At 64.8% G+C, this 24772-nt stretch carries 21 protein-coding genes; 8 read left to right on the top strand and 13 right to left on the bottom strand.

The window, feature by feature from the left end; translation table 11 throughout:
• Nucleotides 1-39: 39 nt before the first annotated feature.
• The 9 genes from BUS42_RS11565 to BUS42_RS11525 all read right to left on the bottom strand — a co-directional run bounded on the left by BUS42_RS11565 (nt 40) and on the right by BUS42_RS11525 (nt 8375).
• Nucleotides 40-1188: an aminotransferase class V-fold PLP-dependent enzyme gene (locus BUS42_RS11565; RefSeq protein WP_074310975.1), complete on the bottom strand. Its 1149-nt coding sequence runs from the start codon at nt 1186-1188 to the stop codon at nt 40-42.
• A 106-nt stretch (nt 1189-1294) separates the two neighbouring features.
• A complete protein-coding gene (bioF, locus tag BUS42_RS11560) occupies nt 1295-2455 on the bottom strand; it encodes an 8-amino-7-oxononanoate synthase (protein WP_074307048.1) in 1161 nt (386 codons plus the stop codon).
• Nucleotides 2448-3758 carry a beta-ketoacyl-[acyl-carrier-protein] synthase family protein gene (locus BUS42_RS11555; protein WP_074307047.1) on the bottom strand — a complete coding sequence of 437 codons (1311 nt, stop codon included), beginning with the start codon at nt 3756-3758 and terminating at the stop codon, nt 2448-2450. Before BUS42_RS11555 ends, bioF begins: the two co-directional genes overlap by 8 nt.
• 262 nt (nt 3759-4020) lie before the next feature.
• Nucleotides 4021-5004 (bottom strand): biotin synthase BioB, encoded by a 984-nt coding sequence (bioB, locus tag BUS42_RS11550; protein ID WP_074307046.1) that lies wholly within the window; start codon nt 5002-5004, stop codon nt 4021-4023.
• 212 nt (nt 5005-5216) lie between these two features.
• Entirely contained in the window at nt 5217-5423 is a 207-nt protein-coding gene (locus BUS42_RS11545) for a hypothetical protein (protein WP_074307045.1), read from the bottom strand.
• On the bottom strand, nt 5420-5980 hold the full coding sequence (locus tag BUS42_RS11540) for an HYExAFE family protein (RefSeq protein ID WP_074307044.1): 561 nt from the start codon (nt 5978-5980) through the stop codon (nt 5420-5422). The genes BUS42_RS11545 and BUS42_RS11540 overlap by 4 nt, the downstream gene beginning before the upstream one ends.
• Before the next feature lie 26 nt (nt 5981-6006).
• Nucleotides 6007-6447: a YkgJ family cysteine cluster protein gene (locus BUS42_RS11535; RefSeq protein WP_074307043.1), complete on the bottom strand. Its 441-nt coding sequence runs from the start codon at nt 6445-6447 to the stop codon at nt 6007-6009.
• Nucleotides 6448-6496: 49 nt separating this feature from the next.
• On the bottom strand, nt 6497-7312 hold the full coding sequence (locus BUS42_RS11530) for a homocysteine S-methyltransferase family protein (RefSeq protein WP_074307042.1): 816 nt from the start codon (nt 7310-7312) through the stop codon (nt 6497-6499).
• Nucleotides 7305-8375, bottom strand: a complete 1071-nt coding sequence (locus tag BUS42_RS11525) for a site-2 protease family protein (RefSeq protein ID WP_074307041.1) — start codon at nt 8373-8375, stop codon at nt 7305-7307. Before BUS42_RS11525 ends, BUS42_RS11530 begins: the two co-directional genes overlap by 8 nt.
• Nucleotides 8376-8591: 216 nt before the next feature.
• On the opposite strand from BUS42_RS11525, the gene aroB reads away from it, so the two are divergent.
• Nucleotides 8592-9686, top strand: coding sequence for a 3-dehydroquinate synthase (gene aroB / locus BUS42_RS11520; RefSeq protein ID WP_074307040.1), 1095 nt, complete (start codon nt 8592-8594; stop codon nt 9684-9686).
• Between the two features lie 262 nt (nt 9687-9948).
• Complete coding sequence (gene dprA, locus BUS42_RS11515; protein ID WP_074307039.1) at nt 9949-11058, top strand: DNA-processing protein DprA; 1110 nt, start codon at nt 9949-9951, stop codon at nt 11056-11058.
• Between the two features lie 62 nt (nt 11059-11120).
• On the opposite strand, the gene BUS42_RS11510 is transcribed toward dprA, so the two are convergent.
• Nucleotides 11121-11978 (bottom strand): alpha/beta hydrolase, encoded by an 858-nt coding sequence (locus BUS42_RS11510; RefSeq protein WP_074307038.1) that lies wholly within the window; start codon nt 11976-11978, stop codon nt 11121-11123.
• Between the two features lie 227 nt (nt 11979-12205).
• The gene (locus tag BUS42_RS11505) at nt 12206-13105 is read right to left on the bottom strand and encodes a sugar phosphate isomerase/epimerase family protein (protein ID WP_074307037.1); all 900 of its coding nucleotides are present in this window, start codon (nt 13103-13105) and stop codon (nt 12206-12208) included.
• A 257-nt stretch (nt 13106-13362) separates the two neighbouring features.
• On the opposite strand from BUS42_RS11505, the gene BUS42_RS11500 reads away from it, so the two are divergent.
• The gene (locus BUS42_RS11500; RefSeq protein WP_074307036.1) at nt 13363-13962 is read left to right on the top strand and encodes an FHA domain-containing protein; all 600 of its coding nucleotides are present in this window, start codon (nt 13363-13365) and stop codon (nt 13960-13962) included.
• A gap of 69 nt (nt 13963-14031) precedes the next feature.
• Here the strand turns inward: BUS42_RS11500 and BUS42_RS11495 are convergent, their stop codons facing one another.
• Nucleotides 14032-15240: a GspE/PulE family protein gene (locus BUS42_RS11495; protein ID WP_074307035.1), complete on the bottom strand. Its 1209-nt coding sequence runs from the start codon at nt 15238-15240 to the stop codon at nt 14032-14034.
• A gap of 262 nt (nt 15241-15502) precedes the next feature.
• Between BUS42_RS11495 and BUS42_RS11490 the strand changes: the two genes are divergently transcribed.
• The 5 genes from BUS42_RS11490 to BUS42_RS11470 all read left to right on the top strand — a co-directional run bounded on the left by BUS42_RS11490 (nt 15503) and on the right by BUS42_RS11470 (nt 22222).
• Nucleotides 15503-17089, top strand: coding sequence for a thiamine pyrophosphate-binding protein (locus tag BUS42_RS11490; RefSeq protein WP_074307034.1), 1587 nt, complete (start codon nt 15503-15505; stop codon nt 17087-17089).
• A gap of 350 nt (nt 17090-17439) precedes the next feature.
• Nucleotides 17440-18369, top strand: a complete 930-nt coding sequence (locus BUS42_RS11485; RefSeq protein ID WP_074307033.1) for an NAD-dependent epimerase/dehydratase family protein — start codon at nt 17440-17442, stop codon at nt 18367-18369.
• A 413-nt stretch (nt 18370-18782) separates the two neighbouring features.
• Nucleotides 18783-19745, top strand: coding sequence for an NAD-dependent epimerase/dehydratase family protein (locus BUS42_RS11480; RefSeq protein ID WP_074307032.1), 963 nt, complete (start codon nt 18783-18785; stop codon nt 19743-19745).
• 68 nt (nt 19746-19813) lie between these two features.
• Complete coding sequence (locus BUS42_RS11475) at nt 19814-21142, top strand: glycosyltransferase family 4 protein (RefSeq protein WP_074307031.1); 1329 nt, start codon at nt 19814-19816, stop codon at nt 21140-21142.
• 72 nt (nt 21143-21214) lie between these two features.
• Nucleotides 21215-22222, top strand: coding sequence for a TlpA disulfide reductase family protein (locus BUS42_RS11470; protein ID WP_074310973.1), 1008 nt, complete (start codon nt 21215-21217; stop codon nt 22220-22222).
• Between the two features lie 236 nt (nt 22223-22458).
• Here BUS42_RS11470 and BUS42_RS11465 read toward each other — a convergent pair whose 3' ends face one another.
• On the bottom strand, nt 22459-24690 hold the full coding sequence (locus BUS42_RS11465; RefSeq protein WP_074307030.1) for a penicillin acylase family protein: 2232 nt from the start codon (nt 24688-24690) through the stop codon (nt 22459-22461).
• Nucleotides 24691-24772: the final 82 nt, after the last annotated feature.

Below are 24772 nucleotides of genomic sequence, written 5' to 3'. Positions count from 1 at the left end.
CTTGGGTTGGAGGAATGAGGGAAAGACCAGCGGTTCGGCTCACCCCGAGGCGCGGGCCTGACTCGAGACGAGTCCGATTCGGAGCCGTTCGAGGTCGGCATCATTATTATAAACATGCGGACTGATTCGGAGGCGTCCCCGCCGCGAGGCCACCGCAATTCCGTCGGCGCGGAGCCGACGAACGACCGCGTCGGGGTCGATCCCCTCGCGCTCGAGGGCCACGATCCCCGAAAGGTCGTCCGCGCGGGGCGAGCCGTAGACCTGCCAGCCGGCCGATCGGGCCAGCTCCCGGACGGCCTCGGCTCGCTCGAGGATGCGTTCCGAGACCGCCTCCTTGCCAAGCTCCATGATCAGGCTCAGGCTTGCGCCGAAGGCTTGAAGACCCGGCATGCTAAATGAGCCCCCTTCCCACCGTTCCGCACTCGGTTTCAAGGTGAAGTTGAATCCGGGGGTGTTGAAGGAGTTGACCACGCTGTGCCAGCCGACGCCTAGGGGGCGAAGCCGGTCGATCCAGTCGCGGCGCACGTAGAGCAGGCCCGCTCCCTCGGGACCGAAGAGCCACTTGTGGCCGTCGGCCGCGAGGAAGTCGATCGGCGTCCGCTTCACGTCGATGACCAACGGGCCGAGCCCCTGGATCGCGTCGACGAAGAAGGCGATCCCGCGTGCCTTGCAGAGCTCGGCGAGGGCGTCGAGGTCATTCCGGTAGCCCGAGGCAAATTCGACGTGGCTGATGGTCAAGAGCCGGGTCGAGTCGTCGATCGCCGCGGCCAGGTCACGTGCCCAGACCCGACCGTCGCGGCTCGGGACGGTGCGCAGCTCCACGCCTCGGCTCGCCAGGTTCATCCAGGGGTAAATATTCGATGGGTATTCCTCGGCCGCGGTGACGACGTTGTCGCCATTGCGCCAGGGGAAACCCTCGGCGATCAGGCCGATGCCGTGGGTGGTGCTGTTGACGAAGGCGATCTCATCGACCTCGGCATTGATCAACTCGGCGATCTGGCGGCGGGTCGTCCCGAGTTTGCGCTCCCAATCGAGCCAGTGGATCACCCCGTTCTGTTCCTGGTCGTCGGCCCAGGCTCGCAGGACGTTGCCCGTGCGACGCGGAATCGGTGCCACCGCCGCGTGGTCGAAGTAGGCCCAACGCTCGGTAATGGGGAACTCGGCCGCTCTCAGGGATTCCCAATCCAAGGGCTGATGACTCCGAACGATCCTGTCGACCGGGTTGAAAACTCTCGACAAGCCTAACGATCGGCGGCCGGACGCACCATCCCCGACTCTTTCTCAAAATCAACGCTCAAGAGCTTGTGAGGGCGTCGATCAGCCGAGAGATGTCCTCATCGTGGTGGGCCGCGGAGAGGCCGATGCGGAGCCGAGCGGTCCCATCGGGGACGGTCGGGGGCCGGATCGCCGGGATCAGGAAGCCCCGGTCTCGGAGTCGCTCGGCCAGTTCCAAGGTTTTTTGCGGGGAACCGATCAGGACCGGCACGATGGGGCCGGCCGACGCACCCACGTCGAGGCCGCTGGCCATGAGGGCTTGGCGAAGCCTGAGGCTCATGGCATGGAGCCGTTCCCGGCGCCACGGTTCCGCTCGTGCGATTGCGAGAGCCTGACTCGCGGCGGCCGCGGCAGGGGGGGGCAGGGCCGTCGAATAGATCAGCGGACGGGCGCGATTGATCAGCCAGTCGATCAGCCGTTGCGAACCCGTGACGAACCCTCCCACTGACCCCAGGGCCTTCGAGAGCGTGCCCACCCGGATCGTCACCCGTTCGGCCACGCCGCAAGCGGCGGCCGAGCCTCGGCCGTCGGGACCGAACACGCCGGTCCCGTGCGCTTCGTCGACGAGCAGCATGGCCTCGAACCGGTCGGCGAGGTCGGCGAGGTCGGCGAGCGGAGCCAGGTCGCCATCCATGCTGAAGACGCCGTCGGTGGCGATCAAGGAGCGGCGAAACCGCCCTCGATCCCGCTGCAAGATCGTGCCGAGCCGGTTCGCATCGTTGTGGGGGTAGACCCGAAGCCGGGCACCTGCGAGCCGGGCCCCGTCGATCAGGCAGGCATGGTTGAGGCGATCGACGTAGACGGCGTCGTCGGGGCCGACCAAGGCCGTGATCGTGCCCAGGTTTGCGGCGAAGCCGGAGGGGAACAGGGTGACCGCTTCGGTCTGTTCGAACGCTGTCAGGTCCGCGCAGAGCGATTGGTGGGCGTCGCTCCAGCCGGTCACGAGGGGAGAGGCCCCCGCCCCCCAGCCTTGCGCCTCGGCGGTCCGGACCGCGGCCGCGATGACGCGGGGATCGGTCGCCAAACCGAGGTAGTCGTTGGAGCCGAAGTTCACCAGCCAACGACCGTCGCGCTCTTGCCGGCCGGGAGTGGCGGTCCCGTGAGGCACGAGCGTTCGGGCGAGCCCACGCTGGCTCCAATCGGCCGATTCGGCGTCGATCCAGGCGAGTGGATCAGCCATAGGGTTGCTCCCTCGGTCGTCGAGCGGGGGTCTCGGGTTGCCGGAGCAGGGCCGCCGCGAGGTGGCCGCCGAACCCAATCGAAAGCTTGAGCGCCGAGCGAATGGGCGTCGCGCGGCCGGTATGGGGCGTGCCGTCGAGGTCGCACGCCGGGTCAGGATCGTTCAGGTTCAGGGTCGGCGGAACAAAGCCGTCTCGGATCGCCAGGCAGGTGATTGCCAACTCCACGGCCCCCGCCGCTCCCAGCAGGTGGCCGATCTGGCTCTTGTTGGCCGAGCAGGCGACGCGGTCGGCATGGGGGCCGAGAGCCAGCCGGAGCGCCCGGCACTCGATCGGGTCGTTGATCCGAGTGGCCGTGCCGTGAACGTTGATATAATCGAGCTCCGAGGCTGAGACCCCCGATTGCGCGAGCGCCCGGCCGATCAAGGCCGCCAAGCCGGCCGGGTCGGGGTTCATCGTCGTCTCGTGGTAGGCGTCGGCCCCGAGCGCACCGCCGGCGACTTCGGCATAAGGGAGAACGCCTCGTGCCTGGGCGTGGTCAGCCCGTTCGAGGACGAGGATGGCTCCCCCTTCGCCAACGACGAACCCCGATCGCGCCTGGTCCCAGGGGCGTGCCGCCTGAGTCGGATCTCCGTCGGAGCGGGCCAGGACCCCCATCCTCCGAAATGCGCCCAGGAGCAACGGTTGCAGCGAGGCGTCGGCACTGCCGGCGAGCGCGACGTCGCAGACGCCGTTGCGGATCAATTCCGCCCCCTGGAGGACGGCGACCAGGCCGGTGGCGCAGGCGGCGACCGGCGCCAGGCAAGGGCCGCGCAGGCCATGCCGCGCGGCGACCCGACTTGCGCCGGCGTTGGGCCAACAGAGGTGTTCCCAGATCCATGAATCTGCGGGACCGTCTGCGAACTCGGCTCGATCTCGCCCGCCTCGAGCGAGCCGGGCAAAGTTCTCCATGCAGCCTTTGCTCAAGCCGATCAAGGTGGCGACCCGGTCGGAATCGACGATGAGCGCTCGCCCGGGTTCCGCATGCCGCGAAATCAGGCGGGCATCGTTGAGGGCTTCAGTCGCGGTCTGCTCGACGATTGAGAGCGTCCGTCCCTGGGGCCCGATCGTGCGGTCGTCTTCAAGGAGCGGGCATCCCACGGCGGGACGGCCCCCCGCCGAGAGCGCCTCGGCGAGTGGACGGGCGGCGCTGCAACCGGCTCGGAGCGCACTCCAGGTCGACTCGCGATCGACCCCCAGGCCGGTCCACAAGCCGATGCCGGTGACGACGACCTTGGCTGCGCTCGGAGTTGGGCTTGGAGACACGGAAGAACGCCCCGCGGGGCCAGGCTCAGGAGCCGAGCAAAGAAAAAACCATCAAAAAAATAGGTTTACGTGAATTGTAGGGTGGGCACGGCCCACCATCTTCGTCTTCGCGCACCAGGAAGCCAGGGAGCGCTCAGCGCCCCGCGGAATATTCCTGGTGAGCGAGCGGTGGGCTGTTCCCCTCAATCTCCCAGGCGGATTCCTTGGTGGGCCGTGCCCACCCTCCAAGAGAAACCATCCCGGGAGCGATCCATGGGGCGAATCAGCCGGCGTGGACCTGGTCGGCGGTCATTTCGAGGGGCCGCGGGGTCAACCCGAGGCGTTCGAAGAGGATCCGGTCGCGGTCGACCTTGGGGTTGGGGGTGGTGAGCAGCTTGTCGCCCGCGAAGATCGAGTTGGCCCCGGCGAGGAAACAGAGCGCCTGGTCGGTCTCGCTCATGTCGACCCGGCCGGCCGAGAGCCGGACCATGGACTCGGGCATCAGGATCCGGGCGGTCGCGATCGTGCGGACCATCTCCCAGATATCGACCCGCGGCCGGTCGGCGAGCGGCGTGCCCTCGACGGCGACCAGGGCGTTTACCGGAACCGACTCAGGGGGCTCGGGGAGCGTGGCCAAGGTGTGGAGCAGGCCGATCCGGTCGTCCTCGGTTTCTCCCATCCCCACGATGCCGCCGCAGCAGACCGAGATCCCGGCATCGCGCACGTGCCCGAGCGTCTGCAACCGATCTTCATAGGTCCGGGTCGAGATGATCCGATCGTAGAATTCCTGCGAGCTGTCGAGGTTGTGGTTGTAGGCGTCGAGACCCGCCTCTTTCAGCCGTTTCGCTTGATCTTCGCTGAGCATCCCGAGGGTGCAGCAGGCTTCCATCTCCAGCGTCTTGATGCCGCGGACCATCTCCAAGACCTGGTCGAATTGGGCGTTGTCCCGCACTTCACGCCAGGCGGCGCCGATACAGAACCGGGTCGCACCATCGTCCTTGGCGCGACGGGCCGCGGTCAGGACGTCGCCCACGGCCATCAACGGCTGGGCCTCGACGGCCGTGTGATACCGGGCGGCTTGCGGACAGTAGCCGCAATCCTCGGGGCAACCCCCCGTCTTCACCGACAGGAGCACGCAGACCTGCACGTGCGAAGGGTCGTGGTGCTTGCGGTGAACTGCCGCGGCGCGAAAGATCAGGTCGAGGACCGGGGTCCGATAGATCTCCGCGACCTCGGCGAGCGAGAGGGAAGGATTGGTGACCGGCATCGTTCAAAGGATCCAGGGGTCATCGAAATCATCGAAAGCAGACATGACGATGAGAACTGATCTCAGTCGGCCGCTTTGAACCGGGAAACGAGCGAGGTCGGGGTGCCCTAGGTTCCGTGCACGGAACTTTTGTTCCTCGGCCCCGGTACCCGGCTGACGCTCTTGATTCGTGGTGATCGGCTGTTCGATCCGCCCAGAACCGAGATCGTCTCTCAACGGCGAGCGGACTTGCCAACGACGAACAGGGCCAGGAACGCGAGGATCGCCGTGGCGATGTAACCGTCAACCGGGCGGCCGGACGCCTCTCCCTCCGCGCCCGCGGGGGCTGGCTCCTGGGCGGTCACGGGCCTTGGTGCCACGGCGAGACCGAAGGTGGCCGCCAGGAAGAGCGTGGCACACAAGCGGGAGAATCGAATCATTGGTCACGCTCCTTGAGTGGTTTGGGACGCCTGGGAGCCTCGATCGTCATCGGCAGCCATTCTTGCAACGGACGGACGCGGCGGCGGAACGCGGCTCGGGCCATGGCCACCGCCTTCCAGGCCGGCCCTCGCGACCGCAGGTGGGCGATGTAATCGTCCAGCCCGACGGCCCAGAAGCGATAGTCCAACCCACGGAACTCGAAGGCGCCGTTCTCTCGAGGAAGCGGGAACGGTTGCAGCGGCTCCGCGTAAGCGAAGGTCAAGATCGCCCGAAACCCGGGGCCGAACATCTCCTGCCAGCTCGTCAGCCCGCTGAGATCGTCCGTGGTCACCCAGTTTTCCCAAGGCCTCCGACCCTTTGCGTTCTTGCCGCGCTTGCCTTTCACTTCGACCACGAGGTTGGGACCACATCGAGGATACAGCAGAAAGTCAGGGTTTTTAACCCCCCCGTCGCCGAAAAAGGCGCGCTTCGCCTCATCCACGGCCACGCAGGGGATCCGGATCGACCGGATATAGGCCTCGAACGCCGCCTCGTAATGGTTGGAGCGATTGGCCATCGAGGTCTCGGCCGTCCGGTGATGAATTAGTTCAGCGTGACGATGGGAAGTAATGGGCCGCCCGCGTTCGCCTTGCTTGCTCGACGGCGCGGAGGCAGGACGGCCTCGGCATATTCCCACACCTGCTCGGGGGTCTCAAAGACTTTCTCGAAGGTCCAGTCGGTGTCGTACTCGCACTCGTCGGTCGTATAACTCTGGCAGACCTTCGGCCGGCTGAGATAGATCTTGCAACGGTTGTCCGCCGCCAGGTACTTGCACTTGCTCATCACGACGATGAACCAGTCCCCTTTTTCGACATAGACCAAGGTCTGTCCGTGGGCCAAGTACCAGCGAATCGCGTCGTAATCGTCCCAGGTGGTGGGAACGTCGAGCGGTACGGTGAAGTAGCGACAGCACTTGCCATAGCAGTGGTCGCAGAGGCAGGTGCCGGGAACCACGTCCTCCCGTCGGACTTTATTCTTCTTCACGGCACGTCAGCCTCTTCCTCAATCCACTCAACGGCCGCCGTCGCTTCGTCTACCGGCCAGTTCCTCCATGATACCAGGCCGCGCGCAAGGCGGCCACATGGGACTCGTTGGACCCGCAACACCCGCCCACCATGACCGGCGCCAGGGCCAGGAGCGCGGCGGCCTCCCGGGCGAACGATGCGGGACTGGCCATGACCTCGCCCGGAAACCCCACGCTCGGTTTGACGATTAGCGGGAGACCGGTGACCTGCCTCAGCGACTCGGCGATTCGAAGGGCCGATTTCATGCCGACCACGCAGTTCAGGCCGACGGCCGAGGCGCCGCGGTCGGCAAGCCGACACACGGCCTCGCGAGGGGACTCGGGCCAGGCGAACAGACTGACCAAAAGCGGCACGGACGAGCTCGGAGCCACTTCCCCGAGCGCGACCTCGGCCTGGTCGAGGCGGTGGGTCTCAAACAGCAGGCCATCGACCCCGGCGTCGACCAGAACCTCGGCCTGTTCGCGATAGGACCTGGGGGCTTCGGCTGCCATCGGGCTGATCGAGCCGACCACGAAACCGTTGGTGCCTGCCTCTCGACGTGCCAGTTCCACGGCCCGCCGGTTGATCGTCGCGAACTCGTCGGCCCGGCCGAACCGGCTGAGCCAGTTGCGGTTGGCGCCAAACGTGTTGGTCAGCAGAACCTCGGCACCGGCCGCGATGTCGCGGCGATGGATCGCGGCGATGACTTCGGGCACCGAGAGGTTCCAGAGTGCGGGGTCGTCGTCGGCGAGCCGGAGCCCCTGTTCTCCCACCAGCCGCGTCCCCATGGCGGCGTCGAGCAGCAACGGACCACGTGTCATGGCGGCGCGGAACCGGTCAGTCATGAGCCTTGGGCCGGTTGCGATACTTGACGCTGACGCGAACCAGGAACCGATGTTCTTCATCGGTCAGGGCATGCCGGCCTTCGCGATGAAGTTTCTCGAGAATCTCATCCATCCGCCGTTCCTCGGCGGCCTCGCGGGCTTGTCTCCGTTGCCGGCGGAGGTCGGAACGCCGACGCCTCCACCGCTTGATCGCGCTTTCTCGGTAAGGTCGGACCTTGGCGGCGTTCGCCTCCAGGCTGGTGTAGCCTTCGGAGAAGTCGTAGCCGAAAACGCCATCCTCGAAGTAGCCGCCGTCATCCATCAGCTTGACCTCCGAGCGAACGATGAGTTCAATCGGAATCGCCAGCGAGATCAGGAGCAAGCCGTCCGGGTGCGCCGAGACGACCCGGATCACGCCGATAACCACCAAGAGGGCCGCGCAGGTGTGGGCCGTCCAGACGCCGTAATACCCGTCTCGCGCGTGGTTGACCGAGGAATTCGCCAAAAAGAGGCGAAACAGCCGGCCCCCATCGAACGGAAGGGCGGGGATCAGGTTGATGACCATCATCACGTAATTCAGATAGCCAAACCAACCGAGCCACCACAACGGCTTGAACGGGGCTGCCGGCAGGTTCGTGGCGAGCAGCAGCGGCGCACCCGAATCATGGACATTGCCAAACGGGTTCCAGACGAACTGGGCATTGAAGATCGCGAGGATCAGGGCGGTGAGAATCGCCATCGAGGCGTTCGCCAACGGACCGGCCAGCACCACCAGGATGTGGTCGGGCGATCGCGTGACACTCGGCTGGCAGGCCATGTTACCCAGCGGCCAAAGCTGGATTTCCTCGGGAGGTTCGCCGCCGGTCCAGGCCGCCACCATCGCGTGTGCGAGCTCGTGAATGACCAACGCGACCAGGAGCAGTGAAATCCAGGCCGCGGTCGCCAGAAAACGTGGTTCCTGGGCGATGAGGGCGTTGAGCAGGACAACGACAACAAAGACGACCAGGAATATGTGCAGGCGAACCTGGGTTCCAAACCAACGGCCCAGGTTGATAGGCGCCCAAATTAAGGGGTCGGTCATCATTGGCCACCCAGACCGGGTTGCGGACGGGGGATGGACATTCCTTCCACATCACCTGGATTATACTGTAGCAGCCGGCGAGTCAACCCGCAACGCAACCGGGCGTCAACACTCGGCGATCATCTTGACGATACAGGATGAGAGACTTGCAACCCCTGGGCCGGTGAAGGAAACCTCGACGTGGCCTCATCATCTATTTCGATCGAACCGGAGTCGCGAGTGCTCGTGGAGCTTGGTCCACGCTCGTACGTGGTTCAAGTGGTCAGCGGGCGGCAGGATGCGTTCGCGGCGTTCGCTCGCTCGGCCCTGGACGCCACCTGGGCGGGCCGGTCGTGCCGGCGGGCGCTCTTGGTGACCGACCGGAACGTCGCACCGCTGGAAGGCCCGTTTCGCGCGGCGCTGGAAAACCTCGGGATCGCGACTTCACTGGCGGTGATGCCTCCCGGTGAGTCCACCAAGTCGCTCGACTGCGCCGCTGACCTGTTTGATGAACTGGTGAGAATCCGGGCCGACCGCCATACCGTGGTGGTGGCGTTGGGCGGAGGGGTCATCGGCGACCTGGCCGGGTTCGTCGCGGCGAGCTACGCCCGCGGACTCCCGTTGCTCATGGTCCCGACCACCTTGTTGGCCCAGGTGGACAGTTCGGTCGGCGGCAAGGTGGGGGTCAACCACCCTCGGGCCAAAAATATCATCGGCGCCTTTCACCAGCCGGTCGCCGTCTGGATCGACACCGAGAGCCTGCGCACGCTCTCCGACCGCGAGTATCGGTGCGGCCTGGCCGAGGTCATCAAGTACGGCGTGATCCTCGACGCCGACTTCTTCTCGTTCCTGGAACAGTCGGTCGACGCGATCCTGGCCCGCGAACCCGCGGCGCTGCGCCATATCGTCGCGCACAGTTGCCAGCTCAAGGCCGACGTTGTTTCCAAGGACGAACGCGAAGAGACCGGCCTCCGCGCGGTGCTCAACTACGGCCACACCGTCGCCCACGCCATCGAATCGGTCGCGGGATACGGGGGCCGCTACCATCACGGCGAGGCCGTCGCCGTGGGCATGGTAGTCGAAACTCGGCTCGCGGAACACCTGGGTTGGGTCGACTCGGCAACCACCGAACGGGTCGAAACCCTCGTCAAACGTTACGGCCTTCCAGTCTCGGCCCCCGAACTTGATCGCGATGCGCTCATTGAGGCGATGACAAGGGACAAGAAAAATCAGAAGGGGAAGATCCGCTTCGTCCTGCCCCGCACGATCGGCCGCGTTGAACTGACCGATGCCCCTTCCGAGGCGGATGTGCGCAAGGCACTCATCGACGCCTAATCCAAGCGGGTGCGAGCCGGTGTTTTGTCAGGGGGCACGGTCCACCAGGCTGTTTGGCGAGTGGGTGGGACGGCGAGGGTTCCCACTCGTTCTCGGGGGCGAAACCTGGTGGGCCGTGCCCACCTTACAAGAAAAAAGCGTCGTGAGGAGGGCACCACCTCGAGTCAGGGAACATGTCTATTCGGACAGTCGTTCGCTCGCTACCATTGGGCCGTGACTCCTCTCCTCAAAGCATGACCAAAGCCGGCGCGAGGCCGAATCCATGACCGACTCGGAGCTTCGCGACCTGGTCTGCCTGACAATGGTCGCGGGCGTGGGACCGCACACCAGCCGACAACTGCTCGAACGCTTTGGAACGGCGGGACGGGTGCTCAACGCCTCGGTCTCGACCCTGCGCGACGTGCAGGGGATCGGCCCCAAGATTGCCGACCGGATTGCGACGGCCCGACGTGACCACGATGCAGGGGCTGAACTCGAGCGTTGCCGTCGCGAGGGCGTTCAGGTGGTGACCTCGAACGATCCGCTCTATCCCCCGCCGTTGCAAGATATTCCCGATCCCCCCTTTTTGCTCTATATCAAAGGGACTTACGAACCGCGTGATCCACTGGCGATTGCCCTGGTGGGCTCAAGGCGTTGTACCCCCTACGGGATGCGGGTCGCGGAACGGCTGGGCGCTTCGCTGGCCCGGGTCGGGATTACCGTGGTCTCGGGCCTGGCGCGAGGGATCGATGCGGCTGCGCATCGCGGAGCGCTCAAGGCGGGCGGGCGAACGCTGGCCGTCATGGCCAACGGCCTCGGCGGGGTCTATCCGCCGGAGCACGAGGATCTCGCCGCCCAAATTGCCGGGGCGGGCGCGGTGATCAGTGAAATGCCGATGGGGCAGGGGCCGCTCGCCGGATTGTTCCCTCAGCGGAATCGGATCATTTCAGGACTCTGCCTGGGAGTCGTCGTGATCGAGGCCACCCCACGCAGCGGTTCGCTGTCCACGGCGCACCACGCGATGGAGCAGAACCGCGACGTCTTCGCCGTCCCCGGACCCGTCGACAGCCTTTCCAGCCACGGCTGCCACCGGCTGATCCGCGACGGTGCGCGGCTCGTCGAGACGGTCGACGACATCCTTGAGGAACTCGGCCCGTTGGTGCGTGAAATTCGCCCATCGTCGGCGGAGACCCCGGTCCGCCATCCCGCCGAATTGACGCTGTCCGACCTGGAGCGATCCCTCCTGGGCCAGCTCGACGACCATCCCACCGCCGTCGATGAACTGATCGGCAGGACCGGCCTGGTGGCCTCGCAGGTGCTCGCCACTCTGAGCGTTCTCGAGATGAGACGGCTGGTGCGTCGGTTGCCCGGGCACCAGTTCGTCCGCGCCTGAAAGCCAAAATGCGGAGTAGGAAGCCGGTGAGCCCACGCTCCTCAGAGTTCCTGAGATCGGCGTTAGCTTTGGTCGAGGCGAGGGTTGAGCCAGGCGACGATGTCGGCGAACACTTGCTCGCGGCCGATTTCGTTCAGCGGCTCATGGAGCATCTCGGGGTAGATCCGCAGCGTCTTGTCGGCGCTGGCGATCCGTTCGAAGACGAGGCGTGATGGCTCGGGGTCGATGACCTGGTCGCGGCCGCCGAGCATCATCAGCAACGGCACCTGGAACTCGGCGGCACGGTCGATCAGGAGTTGCCCCCCTTCCACCATCCCGAAGAAGAGCGGGGCACTGATCCGGCTATGCCGGAGTGGGTCGGTCTCGTGCTCGCGTCTCATGGCGGGATCGCTCGTGAGGATCGCGGCGTTTAACTTCGCGCCGAGCGTGACGGACGGTGCGAATCGGAGGAGGAGCCGCCCGATCAAGAGCTTGAGGCGGGCCACGTGAGTCGCCAGCTTGATGGAAGGGTTGGAAACGATGACCCCGTCCAGAGCGGCGTCGGGATCGAGCGCGAGTCGGAGCGCGAGCTGGCCGCCGTTGGAGTGGCCGAGGAGAAACGTCGGTAGACTGGGTTGGTCCTGACGTGTCCAGTCGACGGCGGCGCGGAGGTCGGAGATCAGATCTTCGTAGCGGCCCACGACCCCGCGACGACCGGGGCTGCGGCCGTGCCCGCGAAGGTCGGGCGAGAGGATATCGAGCTCCAGCGCGGGTCCCAATGCCTCGGCGACGTGGCGGTAGCAGCCGCCGTGTTCGCCGAACCCGTGGGAGATAACCAGCACCCCGCGTGGGTTTGGCCGGGTCCAATGCCAGCCTCGCAGCGTCAGGCCGTCGGGGGTCGCGATCGCCACGTCGCGCGGCGGTGATTGCGTCGTCATCATCGGGCGTTCTCGCTGACGGGACCGTATCGACCGAACGGTTCTCAAGCAGGCCCGTGGCCGGTTTCTCCTCAAGCCTTAATTCTTATTTTCGGCGTCCGGCGGCCCATTGTTCAGTGCGGGTGATCGCGTCGGTCCTGGGCGGCGGTCCAAGCTTCGGTAGGTGGGCATGGCCCGATCGATCCGATCGGGCCATGCCGAGGGCGAGCGCTTGGTTTCCGACTTCGCGATCAGCTCTTTTTGAGGGTACTGACCGCCTCACGGACGGCGGCGAGACAGGCTCGCAGGTCCGCGACCGGGTTCAGGACGTTCTCTTCGTACTCGAGAGCCAGGCAATACTGGTAGTCGAGCCCGGCGAGAACTTTCAGCAACTCGGCGGTGCGCAGGTCGCCGTGGCCGAGCACGGTGAACTTCATCCGTTCCGTGACGTCCTTGGCCGCCTTATTCTCTTTGACGTCTTTCAGGTGGACGCCGTAGATTCGCTTACCGAAGACTTCGGCGGCGCGAACGGGGTCTTCGTTTGACCGGAGGAAGTGGCCGGTGTCGATGCAGCAGCCAATTTTGGGGTGGTGATTCTTGATCGTCGCGGCAATCGTATCGATCAGGGCGTAGTGGTGTCCCGGACCATGGTTGTGGATGCCGACACCCACGCCGTACTCCTCGACCAATTTGTCGAGGCTGTCGAAACTGTCCAGGGCGGGATCCGCCGACAGGTAGCCGAAATCCATGGCCTTGGCGTACTCAAAGAATTTGCGGTTGGCCTCATGGTCTTTCGTGAATGGGATGACGCCGTAACCAATCACCGAGACCCCGTGGGCCGCCGACTTCTTTTTGTAGCCGGCGATTTCGTCCGCGGACGCGACGATGGGGAAATGGGCGGGATAGGCTTCCCAGTGGTGCAGGCCCAGATCCTTGGTAATCGCCAGCGCTTTTTCGACGTCCGGTTTTCCGTTGGCCATGTAGCCTCGGAGCGAGTAGCTTTGCAGGCCCATCTTGAACGGGCCGTACGGCCCTTCGGCGGCACTGGGGGCGGCCTTCACTTGGGTGTGAAGCGCCAGGGCGCCGGCCGCGGCCAGACCGGCCGTCAGGAGCTCTCGCCGTGTCAGCTCTCGCGAAATGTCTGATCGCATGGTCGGTTCCCCCTGGAATCGTGGAGGTCTCGAGTCGCACACACGGCTCTCGAGGTGCCTCGGATTCATTTCGTGGCATTTTGGCCCGAAGCTATCCGAAGGGGAGGCTCGGTTCCAGACCCTGACCTAGATTTGATTTCGTGATCGACCCGGGTCGTTGGTCGCTCTTGAGCGCACGTGGTCGACCTGGCTACCATGAAGGCTCATTCGTTCCCATTTAACCTCATTCTCTGTCAACGTCGATGGGAGGACTCTCCATGACGTCCGACACCAAGGTGCTCGGGATCCTGACGCCCACGGGCGGCGGGGACCCCATCTCGTTGCTCAAGGCCGAAGTCGTCGTTGGCCGCCGGGCCTCCTGCGACATCAGTCTTGACTTCACCAATGTCTCGGGTAAACACTGCGTCTTGCGGCTCGTGAACAGCGTCTGGCACATTCGCGATCTCGGCAGCACCAACGGGACGACCGTCAATGGGTCGCAAATCGCGAGCGAGCACAGCATCATGCCCGACGATGAGTTGGGCATCGCCACCCACTTTTTCACGATCGACTATGAGCCAGGCGGTCCCGTGGGCATCTTCAGCAAGGATCAACTCCTTGACGAAGAGATCTCGGAGACCAAGAAGCGGCATTCGCTGATGGAATTGGCCGGCCTCGATACCGATGACAACAAGCCGAAGCATCGGAGCCGAGCCACCCACGCTCCCGAAACGATCGAGCGGGTCTCGGCCGACGAGGCCGACTTCGACGACGTCCTGCCCGAGGACTTCAAAATCGCCCCTGCGCCGATGATTGAAGCCAACGACGACGACTTCCTCAAATTGATCCAAGAGGACGTTGAGAAGTTGAAACCTTGATCGAATGAGCGCTTGCCGATTCCGGCAAGTGTGGATGCCGGCCGGATGCGAGCGCGTACTCGGCCGGCATCACGTGACACCAAGAACCCGGCGCACTTCAGCGGGGGAGGTCAGCCCCTCCTCGATCGCGTGTCGAGCGCGCGCCCAGAGGTCGATCATCCCGGCTTCGACCGCCAACCGGCCGAGCCGTTCCACGTCGGTGCGTGCCAGGATCGCGGTCCCGAGCGCGTTCGACTCGGGGACGAGCATCTCGGCCAGGACCATCCGCCCGCGGTAGCCGGTCCCGCCGCAGAGGTCGCATCCCTCGGGCAAGCAGGCCCGCGCGACCGCGAGGCCGAGCAGGTGCGTGGGGTTCGTGGTTGCGCGGGCGCAGGTGCAAAGCTTGCGGACGAGCCGCTGGCTGACGATCGCGAGCGTGCCGCTGCGGAGCAGGTACGGCTCGATCCCCATGTCGGAGAGCCGGCCGATCACGCCCGCCGCGCTCCCGGCGTGGAACGTGGTCAGGACCAGATGGCCGGTGAGCGACGCCTGGAACGCCATTTCGGCGGTGGCCGGGTCACGGATTTCCCCGACCACGATCACCTCGGGATCCTGCCGCAACAGGGAGCGGAGCCCGGTCTCGAGCGTGAACCCCGCCGCGTGATTGACCTGAGACTGGGCGACACCGGCGACCGGCACTTCGATCGGATCCTCGAGCGTGGCCAGGTTCCTTCGGCCTTCGGTCGAGGCCACGAGCTCGCGGAGGCAGGCGTAGATCGTGGTCGTCTTGCCGCTTCCTGCCGGCCCACTGAGGATGATCGCTCCCGAGGTTGCCCCGAGGAGCCGCCTGAGCGTCTCCTGAATCTCGGCCGGCAACTGCAAGTCGTCGAGCCGAAGGTAGCGCCCGGAGGCGGCGAAGAGACGGATGACGGCCTTCTCGCCGTAGAGCGTTGGGAAGAGGCTCAGACGCATCTCAACATCGCCCGGCGCGGCCCGGATCCGACCTTCCTGCGGGACGTCGGTCCGATAGGTCAGCAGGTCCGCCAGCACCTTGAGCCGCGCGATCACGTTGGCGGCCACCCCGAGCGGCAGGTTCCCCCCCGGTTGCAAGACGCCGTCGATCCGCCAGCGGATCTCGAGTCCGTCGGCCGTCGGCTGCAAGTGAGCATCGCTCGCGCCCAGCGCCCGGGCTTCGGCCAAGATCAGGTCGACGACCTCGGTGGCGTACGACGGACGCCCAGGCACTTTGGCCGCAAGGTCCTCAAGGAATTTTCGGCTGGGCAACGTCAACGACGCCATCGCCTTTGGTCCTCTCGCCACGGTCCCACAAGCCGGCCGCCAAGTTCGTGGTTCATCCTAACGGATTCGGATCTCAATGTCGAAGCGTGGCAACCGGTTGCGGGCGACCTTCAAGGCTGAGGAGGGCCGGCCGCCTGATCCGGTACGGTTCGCTTGCGGCGCGACCGCTCCCTACCCGCGCTCAGGTCGTTCGGGTACAGTCTCGCGGGACAGGATCCAGTGGATCAGCCCCCACGTTTAAACGGGACTGAGAGAGTTTACCATGATAAATGGTGCCGATATCCTGGTTGATGGGCTGTTCCGACATGGATTCCGACACCTCTTCGGGATGCCGGGTTCCCATTCGACCTCGATTTACGATGCGCTCCGCCGCCAGGGCTCGATCGCCACGATTCTGACGCGCAACGAGCAGGCCGGCGCGTTTGCCGCCGACGGCTACGCCCGAGTGACCGGCAGGCCGGGCCTGGTCTGCACGACGGCCGGTCCCGGTGCGACCAACGCGCTGACAGGGGTCGCCGAGTGCTGGGCCGACTCGGTGCCAATCCTGCTGCTCGCCGGACAGGTCAATGCCGATCGCATTCATCAGGAATGTGGGGCCTATCATGAGATTGACCTGGAGTCGATCTTCCGGCCGGTGACCAAGTGGTGCGGCACCGTCTGCAACGTCGATGACATTTCCGCGATGCTCGTTCAGGCGTCCGAGGCGATGAGTCGTGGCCGACCGCGCCCCACGGCGCTCTTCCTGCCCCAGGATCTCATGCGGGAAGAACGACCGGCCTCCACCTCCGTGAGTGTCGCGGCGGCTCCGACCCCCGCGGTTGAGTTGCCGACCGCGGCGATCGCCGAGGCCGTCGCGTTGCTCCGTGATTCCCAACGACCGATCATCCTGGCCGGAGGAGGCGCGCTCTGGGCGGGGGCGGCGGCCGAGGTTCGCGCCGTTGCCGAACGCCTCGGCGCGCCGGTCGTCACCTCGCTCAACGGGAAGGGGATTCTCGACGAGCGCGATCCCTACTCGCTGGGACACGCCCGCTCGGCACGCGCCAAGGAAGCCTTGCACCACGCGGATGCGATGCTCGCGATCGGTTGCCGATTCACCGAGGTGATGACCGACTGGAGACGCATGCCGGTTCCGGCGAACCTGGTCCAAATCGACGTCGACTCCGATCAGATTGGCATGAACCACCCGGTTGCCGTCGGCATCGAGGCCGACGCGAAGGCCGCGCTCACGGAGCTCCTTCGGGAGTTACCCGAGGGACAACGAACCGGCGGCTGGGACGCGATCTGGGAACAGGCGCGGGCAGCGCGGCCCGCGCGTCCCGAATGGCTGATCGAGACGCTCCGCGCGGTTTTGCCTGACGCCATTCCCGTCTTCTCGGACGCTTGCGAAATGGGCTACCGGCTGCACACGGATTGGACCTCGTACGGACCACGGCGCCTTTTCTATCCCTCCAACTATATCACGCTCGGATGGGGATTTCCCGCGGCCCTCGGCGCCGCCGTGGCACGTGAAGGCGCGCCCGTGGTCTCCGTCAGCGGCGATGGCGGCTTTCTGATGACCGCCCAGGAACTCGCGACGGCGACCCGATACCAACTCCCCGTGATCGCGATCGTTCACAACGATTCCAGCTACGGTGCGATCAAGAACATCCAGAAACGGGTCCATGAGGAAAGATATCTCGACGTCGAGCTGAACAACCCCGACTTTCTCAAGCTGGCCGACGCGTTCGGCGTCCCCGCCGCTCGGGCCAACGACGCCGCCGCGCTGAGGGAGGCCGTCACCGCGGCCCTCGAGCGTCAGGGGCCAACCCTGATCGAGGTTCCCGACCGCTGGAGATCGTTCCGAAGCTGACGGTGTGCTTGGCATGATGCATCGGTGGGAACGCGGCCGAATCCGGGGCAATCCGGTTTGCCTTCGCCCGCGGATCGGCGGGAAGTGGCGTTGACAGGTCGGCTCGACTTTTCGATAGTAGCGACCGACGGGTTCGCTCAGGTGACGATCGGTTTCGGTGCGGCTTTGGCCGTCAATCCGAACGTCATTGGGCCATGGAAAGAGGTCCCTGTCGCCACAGAATATGCAACAGAGATCAGCCGCAAGGACGAGGCCCCGGCGCTGAGTACACGTCTCGCCTTGCCGCCCGCCCCTTCACTTGATCACGTTTTAAACACCGCGAATCATCAGCACCCAAGGATGGACTTCCCATGCGCATCCTCGTCACCGGCGGCGCCGGCTATGTTGGCTCGACTCTCGTCCCCATGCTCCTGGAACAGGGGCACAGCGTGCGGGTCTATGACTCGCTCAAGTTCGGCGGCCAGGGACTCCTCCCTTGCTGCCAGCACCGGTCCTTCGAGCTGATCAAAGGGGACGTCACCGACGAAGCCGGGGTCAAGAAGGCCCTCGATGGTGTCGACGCGGTCGTCCACCTCGCCGCGATCGTCGGCTACCCGGCCTGCAAGAAAGAGCCGCAGTTGGCCCAGGCGACCAACGTCGACGGCACCCGCACCCTGCTCAATCTGCGGAAGCCCGACCAGAAGGTCATCTTCGCGTCGACCGGCAGCATCTACGGCGCCGTGCCCGACTACATCTGCAACGAGAAGACCCCGCGCGCTCCGATCACGCTCTACGGTGAGACCAAGGCGACCGCCGAGCAGATGGTGCTCGACGCCGGCAACGGGATCGCCTACCGCTACGCGACCGCCTTCGGCGTCAGCAACCGGATGCGGCTCGACCTGATGCCCAACGACTTCACCTACCAGGCGGTGAAGAACAAGAGCCTGATCGTCTACCAAGGCGGGTTCAAGCGGACCTTCGTCCACGTCCGCGACATGGCCCGTTCGATGATCTTCGCCCTGGAGAAGTGGGACACGGTCAAGGACGACGTCTACAACGTCGGCCACGAGACCATGAACTTCACCAAGGAAGACGTGGCGCGGAAGATCCTCGAACATGTCGACTTCTACCTCCACTTCGCCGAGTTCGGCAGCGACGCCGATCAGCGGAATTACGAAGTCTCGTACGAGAAGATTCGCGCCAAGGGGTTCGAGACCACGGTCGATCTGGACCGCGGCATCGCCGAGCTGGTCCGCGCCGCCCAGTTGATCGAGTTCCAGAACCCGTTCGCCAACGTCTAAGTCGGTGGACCAGGTCTTTCTTGATATGGAATGATCTGTAAGCCCGGGTGCCACGGGTTGGACTCAACCCGTGAGCCCAAAGCCTGGGCGGTCGCTCACGGGTTGAGTCCAACCCGTGGCACCCAGCGGTTTTTGCATCGCGACCACGGTCGCCGATTTAAGAGAATCAAAGAAAACCGCGACCAACGGCTTAGCGGTTTTCGATCGGTTGGATCAATGGCGGAGCGCTCTGAGTGGCTGGGGTCCGTACTTGGCCCCCGGTCTTCTGGCCCACGCACCGGGCGGGGTCCGAGAACGGACCCCAGCCATCCCGAAGTGCGAAACTCGAGCGTCAACCGCTCGAATCGACGATGATGCTTTCGACGCAAGGCATGCACCAAAGCGAGACAGGACCTCAGGGAGGACGGACACCGATGCAAGGCTTCTGGTCGGACAAGCGCGTGACGGTTACGGGGGGGGCGGGGTTCCTCGGCCAGCATCTTGTCAAGCGGCTCGAGGGGTTGGGGGCCAAGGTCTTCGTTCCTCGCCAGCGTGACTATAACCTGACGACGCTCGAAGCCTGCCTGAGGTGCCTTCTCGAGCATCCTTGCGACATGCTCTTCCACACCGCCGCCTATTACGGCGGGATTGGAATCAACGTCGCCGAGCCGGCCAAGCTCTATTACTCGAACTTGGTCATGGGCGCGAACCTGATGGAGGCCGCCCGCCTGGCCAAGGTCAATAAGTTCGTCGCCATCGGCACGGCCTGTAGCTATCCCGGCTACCTTGAGGGGAACCTCAAGGAAGAGGATCTCTGGGCCGGTCCCTGCCACGCGAGCGTGGTGAACTACGGCCTGACCAAGAAGATGATGGCCGTGCAGGCCCAGGCGTACAAGCGGCAGTACGGCCTCGACTCGATCCACCTGATCCTGACCAACCTGTACGGCCCGGGTGACTCGTACAACCCCGATCGCTCGCACGTGGTGGCGGCCCTGGTCCGCAAGTGGGTCGACGCGGAGCTGAACAAGTCACCGAGCCTCGAGGTTTGGGGCACGGGCAAGCCGATCCGCGAATTCATTTATGTTGAAGACTGTGCAGACGCGATCGTGCTGGCGGCGGAGAAGTACGACGACGCGGCCATGCCGTTGAATATCGGTACGGGCATCGGCACGTCGATTCGGGAGCTGGTTGAGACGATCAACACGGTGACCGGCTACGCGGGCCAGGTCGTCTGGAATGCCGACAAGCCCGATGGCGCGGCCAAGAAGGTCCTGGACGTGACCCGGATGACACAGGCGCTCGATGGCTGGATTGCGCCGACCGACTTGTCGTCCGGCCTGGCTAAGACGATTGCCTGGTACCGGGCCAACAAGGCCCAGGCGGACACCAAGTGGTGAAAGCATGGTTCAGAAGGGCTTTCGGCGTTTTCGCGCGAGGTCGAGAAGCCTCGCCGCGCGCTCGTGAAATGGCCGGCTCCGGTTCCCGGCAGCTTGGGGGGGAAGACACGCCCCCTCTTCAGTCCGGGCGGCTCCTGTTCGTCAACCAGTACTACTGGCCCGACCACGCGTCCACCGCGCAGCATCTGGCCGATCTGGTCGAGTCGCTGGCGGCCGACGGCTATGAGTGCCACGTCCTCTGCGGGCAGGGGGGGTACAAGCCGGGCACGCCGCGTCCTCCCGCGTTCGAGGTCCACAACGGCGTCCAGATTCATCGGGTGCCGACGACTTCGCTGGGCCGGCGCAGCACGCTGACCCGGATGATCGACTACCTGAGTTTCTACGCGCGAGCGATGGCCTCGGGGCTGACCATGCCCCGGTTCGACGTGGTCGTGACCCTGAGCACGCCGCCGATCATCGGGCTCATCGGCACGCTGTTGAGGCGCTTCAAGGGAACGCGGCACGTCTACTGGAGCATGGACCTCCATCCCGACGCGAGCTTGGCCCTGGGCCGGATGTCGCGTCGCAACCCGATCGTGGCCGCACTCGCCGCTCTGAGTGACTTAGTCTATCGCCAGGCCGATACGGTCGTCGTGCTCGGTCCTTACATGGCCGACCGGATCGCGGCCAAACGGGTCCATCGAGATCGCCTGGTCACGGTGCCGGTCTGGAGCCGTCGCGAAGAGATTTACCCGATGCCTCGCTTCGGGCATCCGCTTCGGGCCGAGCTCGGGCTGTCGGACAAGTTCGTCGCGATGTATTCCGGCAATCTCGGCCTGGCGCATTCGTTCGAGGAATTCCTCGGCGCGGCCCGGCGACTCCGCGAGTGCTCGAACATCGTCTTTCTCTTCGTGGGGGCCGGACCTCGTCTCGTCGAGGTGCGCTCGGCGAAGGAGACCGAGGGGTTGGACAACATCCGGCTCCTCGACTATTTCCCGAGGGAACAGTTGCACGCGTCTCTCTCCATCGCCGATGTCCACTTGATCTCGATGCGTCGGGAGATGACGGGCATCGTGGTTCCGGGAAAGCTCTACGGGGCCATGGCTTCGGGGCGACCTGCGATTTTCGTCGGGCCCGAACATAGCGAATCGGCGGATACGATTCGTGAGGCGGGCTGTGGTCTGACGCTTCGCCTGGGAGATGTTGACGGCCTGGTCGACGCGCTGAGCGGGCTTGCCTCCGACCCCGACCGGGCCGATCGGATGGGCCAACTCGCCCGCGCGGCCTTCCTCGATTCGCACGAGCGGGCGACTTGCTGTGCCCGGTGGAACGAGGTCATCCGCGACCTGATCCCCACGCCTCAGCCGGCTCATGACCCGCGCCCGGTGGCCGCACAGGTCGCCGGCGGATCGGCCTGACGTTCGATGACGTGGGTCGTTCGGGCCCTCGTCGAACGAGCCCGACAGGATGAAAAAAAAGAGAGGACTTTCGTGTCGAACTTCCAGACTCTGATCGCCACTCTGATCCTGACCGCGGTGACCGCCTCGGCGGTCGCCGCCCAGGAACCGAAGAGTCCGACCGTCGCGGCGCTCCAGGACAAGCACGATCGCGCCTTGCTTCAAGACCTGAAGCTCTACATCAATGAACATCCAAAAGCCGAGGATGTTGAACAGGCCTACATGCTCCTCTTCAATAAGGCCATCGAGCACGACTGGTTCGCTGAGCACGAGGCGATCGCGGCCCGATACCTGGCCGATCAGCCCGACGGCCCGATTCAATCGCTCGCACGGATTGTTAGCACGATGTCCCGCGCCCAGGCTGGAAAGTATGCCGAAGCCCTGGGACGCTACAAGGAACTGATGCGCGGGCTTGGCAAAGACGACCAAGAAGAGTTCGCCGCGAACTTTACCGACACCCTGGCCAACGCCGCGACGGCCGCGGGGGAATACTCGGTCGCGCGTCAGGTTTACGAGACCTTGCTGGAACGGTATGGCGAGAGCCCGACGTTGCGGCAGAAGATTCAGAGCGACCTGAGCCGGCTCGACAAGGTGAATAAGCCGGCCCCCGACGCCGCGGTCAAGGACGTCAAGGGAGCGCCGTTGCGGCTCGCCGACCTCAAGGGTAAGTACGTCCTGGTCGACTTCTGGGCGACCTGGTGTGCCCCTTGCATCGCCGAGCTGCCGAACGTCCAAGAGGCGTACGCAAAATATCATGGCGGCGGGTTCGAGGTTGTGGGCGTCAGCCTTGATGAAACGAAGACGGCGCTTCTCGACTTCGTCAAGGCGCGGAACATCCCGTGGCGGCAAGTCCATAACTCCAGCAGTGGCGGCGACCTTGTCGAGGCCTTCGGCGTAAACTCGATCCCGGCCACGTTCCTGATCGACCCCGAAGGCACGATCATTCGCCTGGAACTGCGCGGGCCCGCTCTCGATCAAGCGTTGGCCAAGCTCATCAAGACCCCGGCGGTGACCCAGCGGGCCGGCCTGCCCGTGCGTTGAATTTTCCGGGATTTCCCCTGTGGCTCTGAACGATTGCCGTTTTGGGATTGCTCAGGGTAGAGCCTCATTGAACCCATTGTGAAATCATCAATGATTCATGATCGGTTCGCGGCGAGAATCGAATTCCTCCCGTAGAGTGGGCACGGCCCACCATCCTGATCTCCTTGCCAAATGGGAGGTTAAGATGGTGGGCCGTGCCCACCCTACGGGAAGATTCCGCCATGCCTGACCCGCAATCAGGGCCGGTCGGTTCCCCGCAGGACGGTGTAGTTTCCATTCAGCCAGTCCAGCAAGCCATTCACATACCATGGCGAGAATCGGCGGTCGCTCGGGCCGCCGGGGAGTGTGGTCTGCATCTCGTCGGTGGCCAGGTCGGTGACGAAGCGGTACGACGGGCCGCAGGCGATCCGGCGCCCTTGGGCGCGGAGCCACTGACCTTGATGGACGGTCGCCCGGCCTCCCTTGAGTGGGATCGGGCCGCGATCGAAGCCGAGAATCGTCGGCAACTTGGAGCCGAGGATGAGATGCTCCAGCTTCATCCCGCGAGAGTCGCCGTAGCGTTGCGGTTCGAGGCTGAGGACTCGAGCGAGGGCCGTCGCATAGAGTTCGTGACGCGGTCGGCTGCCGAACCAGAGGGAATGCTCGGAGAGGAGGACGGCGTCGAAGGCGCCGTAGTATTCGGCCATCAGGGTCGTCTCGTCGAGCAGATGGTTCACGACCGGGACGCCCAGGTGGGTGCGCGGGTGCTGCGTGACGTGCTGACCACCGAAGACGGCTTGGAGTAACTCCCGGTAAAGCTGTTCGAACAGGTAGGCGCCGCGCGAGTCGTCATGATAGGCGAGATCCCAGTCGAGGAGGATCTGCCGGTTCTCCCCCGGTTCGGCGGCGTCGAGCAGCGGCCGAAGGATGGCCATGAATCGTTCGGCCTGGGTGGAGTGCACATCAAACTGTAACGTCTTCATGTCTTCGAGTGTGAACGGCCCCGGACGGGAGAGTTCGGCCCGGATTCGCTCGGCGCGATAGGGAGCGACGCACAGGCTAATTGGTTTAAGCTTGCCATACCGGTTCAGGTTATCGTTGGCGGTCGCCAGATAGCCCTCGGGCGGGTTGACGCATTGGGGCAAATCCTCGGTTGCGGCGAACCCGCGCCAGTCGTTCTCAGGCTCCCAGCCGGGCAAAGGGACGAGCCCCGAGGTTCCCGGCCGACGGAGCGGCATCTTGCCCGCCATCTGGTAGCCGATGTTTCCGTCCCGGTCAGCGAGCAGCCAATTCCATGAAGAGTTGCAGAGATGCCTTAAGTTCGCCCGTCCCTCATCAACGGATCGAGCCTCGAACATTCCCAGGATCGCCTCGAGCGACATCGCGCCGGTCTGTTCGCCACACGACCAGCGGGTGGTGAGGTAATGGCCTGGTTTGTGGGGGTCTCCGGCTAAGGTGCCGTGGTCGTTCTCATGATACTGAACCGCGACTGGCGGGTTCCGTTTGCGCTGGATCGTTTCTTCGCGGACTCGAAACGGGAACCAGTCCTGGCCGCGACGATACTGCCCGTCGCGACAGTCTTCGATCCAGGAATCGACGCAGTCCATGAACGCGTAGGTGACGGTCCAGGCCACGTCGGGGTTGCGTCCGATGACGATGCCGGGGATACCGGGGATCGAGCCCCCCATGGCGTAGCGCAGGGCCCCCTCCTGGGAGGTCCAACGGAGCACTGCCTCGTACCAGAAGGCGGGGAGCCGGTTGACCTGCAAATGCGGGTCGTTGCAGGCGATTGGCCGGCCTGAACGGGTTTTCGTTCCGGCCACGACCCAGTTGTTCGAGGCCATCGCCGCGGGGAGCCCCGGCACCTGCCAGAGGGCTTCGGGCACGATCCGCTCCTGAAGCTGAACGCGACGCAACGCCTCCTCGTCCAGCCCCTCGAGCTGTCCCGGAAACAGCTCTTCGAGCAAGCGCCGGCTGATGCCATTCTGCACGCACTCGATGATCCAGCGTTCGATCTCGTTCTGGCTGATCGCGAGTGCGACGTAGCCGATCACCTTGGCCATGAGATAGACGTCGGCAAAGGTCCAGGGGTCGTCCCTGGACGTTCCGCCGAGGACCCGAAGCTCCCAGGGGACGCCAAGCTCTTCGAAGGCGAGGTTCACGCCCTGGTCGTACGCCTCGTTCCCCTGTTGCACGCGAGGTGTTAGCGCCGCGGTTTGCTCGGCGGCGTCGCCACAGAAGTTGAGGCGGCGGAAGAAGCGATCGATCTCGAGCATCGCCTCGCTGTCACGGAGCCGCTCGCAGGCCTGCCCGCGTCCGAAAATCCGGACCAGTCGCATCTGAAGTCCACGGTCGCGCCCATGGCAATATCCGAGCCCGAGCAAGGCGTCGTCGGCAGTTTCGGCCGTGATCTGGGCGATCCCTTTTTCAGTCCGCTCGATTCGGATCGGACCGGCATTGCCTCGGAGCATCGAGCGCTCTTGGCTCATCGCATTTTCCTCGTGATCCCGGCGTGGCCGAACCCGGAAGTGGATTCGGCCAATGACCTACCCGAAGCAATTTGGAGGCCGT

Source organism: Singulisphaera sp. GP187, assembly GCF_900129635.1.
Classification (GTDB): domain Bacteria; phylum Planctomycetota; class Planctomycetia; order Isosphaerales; family Isosphaeraceae; genus Singulisphaera.
This window is presented reverse-complemented; position numbering and strand designations above follow the sequence as displayed.

Coding starts and splice junctions, on each gene's coding strand:
- BUS42_RS11485 (WP_074307033.1), top strand. CDS start 17,440: ATGCGCATCCTCGTCACCGGCGGCGCCGGCTATGTTGGCTCGACTCTC.
- BUS42_RS11465 (WP_074307030.1), bottom strand. CDS start 24,690: ATGAGCCAAGAGCGCTCGATGCTCCGAGGCAATGCCGGTCCGATCCGA.
- BUS42_RS11525 (WP_074307041.1), bottom strand. CDS start 8,375: ATGATGACCGACCCCTTAATTTGGGCGCCTATCAACCTGGGCCGTTGG.
- BUS42_RS11475 (WP_074307031.1), top strand. CDS start 19,814: ATGGCCGGCTCCGGTTCCCGGCAGCTTGGGGGGGAAGACACGCCCCCT.
- BUS42_RS11545 (WP_074307045.1), bottom strand. CDS start 5,423: ATGATTCGATTCTCCCGCTTGTGTGCCACGCTCTTCCTGGCGGCCACC.
- BUS42_RS11500 (WP_074307036.1), top strand. CDS start 13,363: ATGACGTCCGACACCAAGGTGCTCGGGATCCTGACGCCCACGGGCGGC.
- BUS42_RS11540 (WP_074307044.1), bottom strand. CDS start 5,980: ATGGCCAATCGCTCCAACCATTACGAGGCGGCGTTCGAGGCCTATATC.
- bioF (WP_074307048.1), bottom strand. CDS start 2,455: ATGGCTGATCCACTCGCCTGGATCGACGCCGAATCGGCCGATTGGAGC.
- BUS42_RS11505 (WP_074307037.1), bottom strand. CDS start 13,105: ATGCGATCAGACATTTCGCGAGAGCTGACACGGCGAGAGCTCCTGACG.
- BUS42_RS11530 (WP_074307042.1), bottom strand. CDS start 7,312: ATGACTGACCGGTTCCGCGCCGCCATGACACGTGGTCCGTTGCTGCTC.
- dprA (WP_074307039.1), top strand. CDS start 9,949: ATGACCGACTCGGAGCTTCGCGACCTGGTCTGCCTGACAATGGTCGCG.
- BUS42_RS11510 (WP_074307038.1), bottom strand. CDS start 11,978: ATGATGACGACGCAATCACCGCCGCGCGACGTGGCGATCGCGACCCCC.
- BUS42_RS11480 (WP_074307032.1), top strand. CDS start 18,783: ATGCAAGGCTTCTGGTCGGACAAGCGCGTGACGGTTACGGGGGGGGCG.
- bioB (WP_074307046.1), bottom strand. CDS start 5,004: ATGCCGGTCACCAATCCTTCCCTCTCGCTCGCCGAGGTCGCGGAGATC.
- BUS42_RS11495 (WP_074307035.1), bottom strand. CDS start 15,240: ATGGCGTCGTTGACGTTGCCCAGCCGAAAATTCCTTGAGGACCTTGCG.
- BUS42_RS11490 (WP_074307034.1), top strand. CDS start 15,503: ATGATAAATGGTGCCGATATCCTGGTTGATGGGCTGTTCCGACATGGA.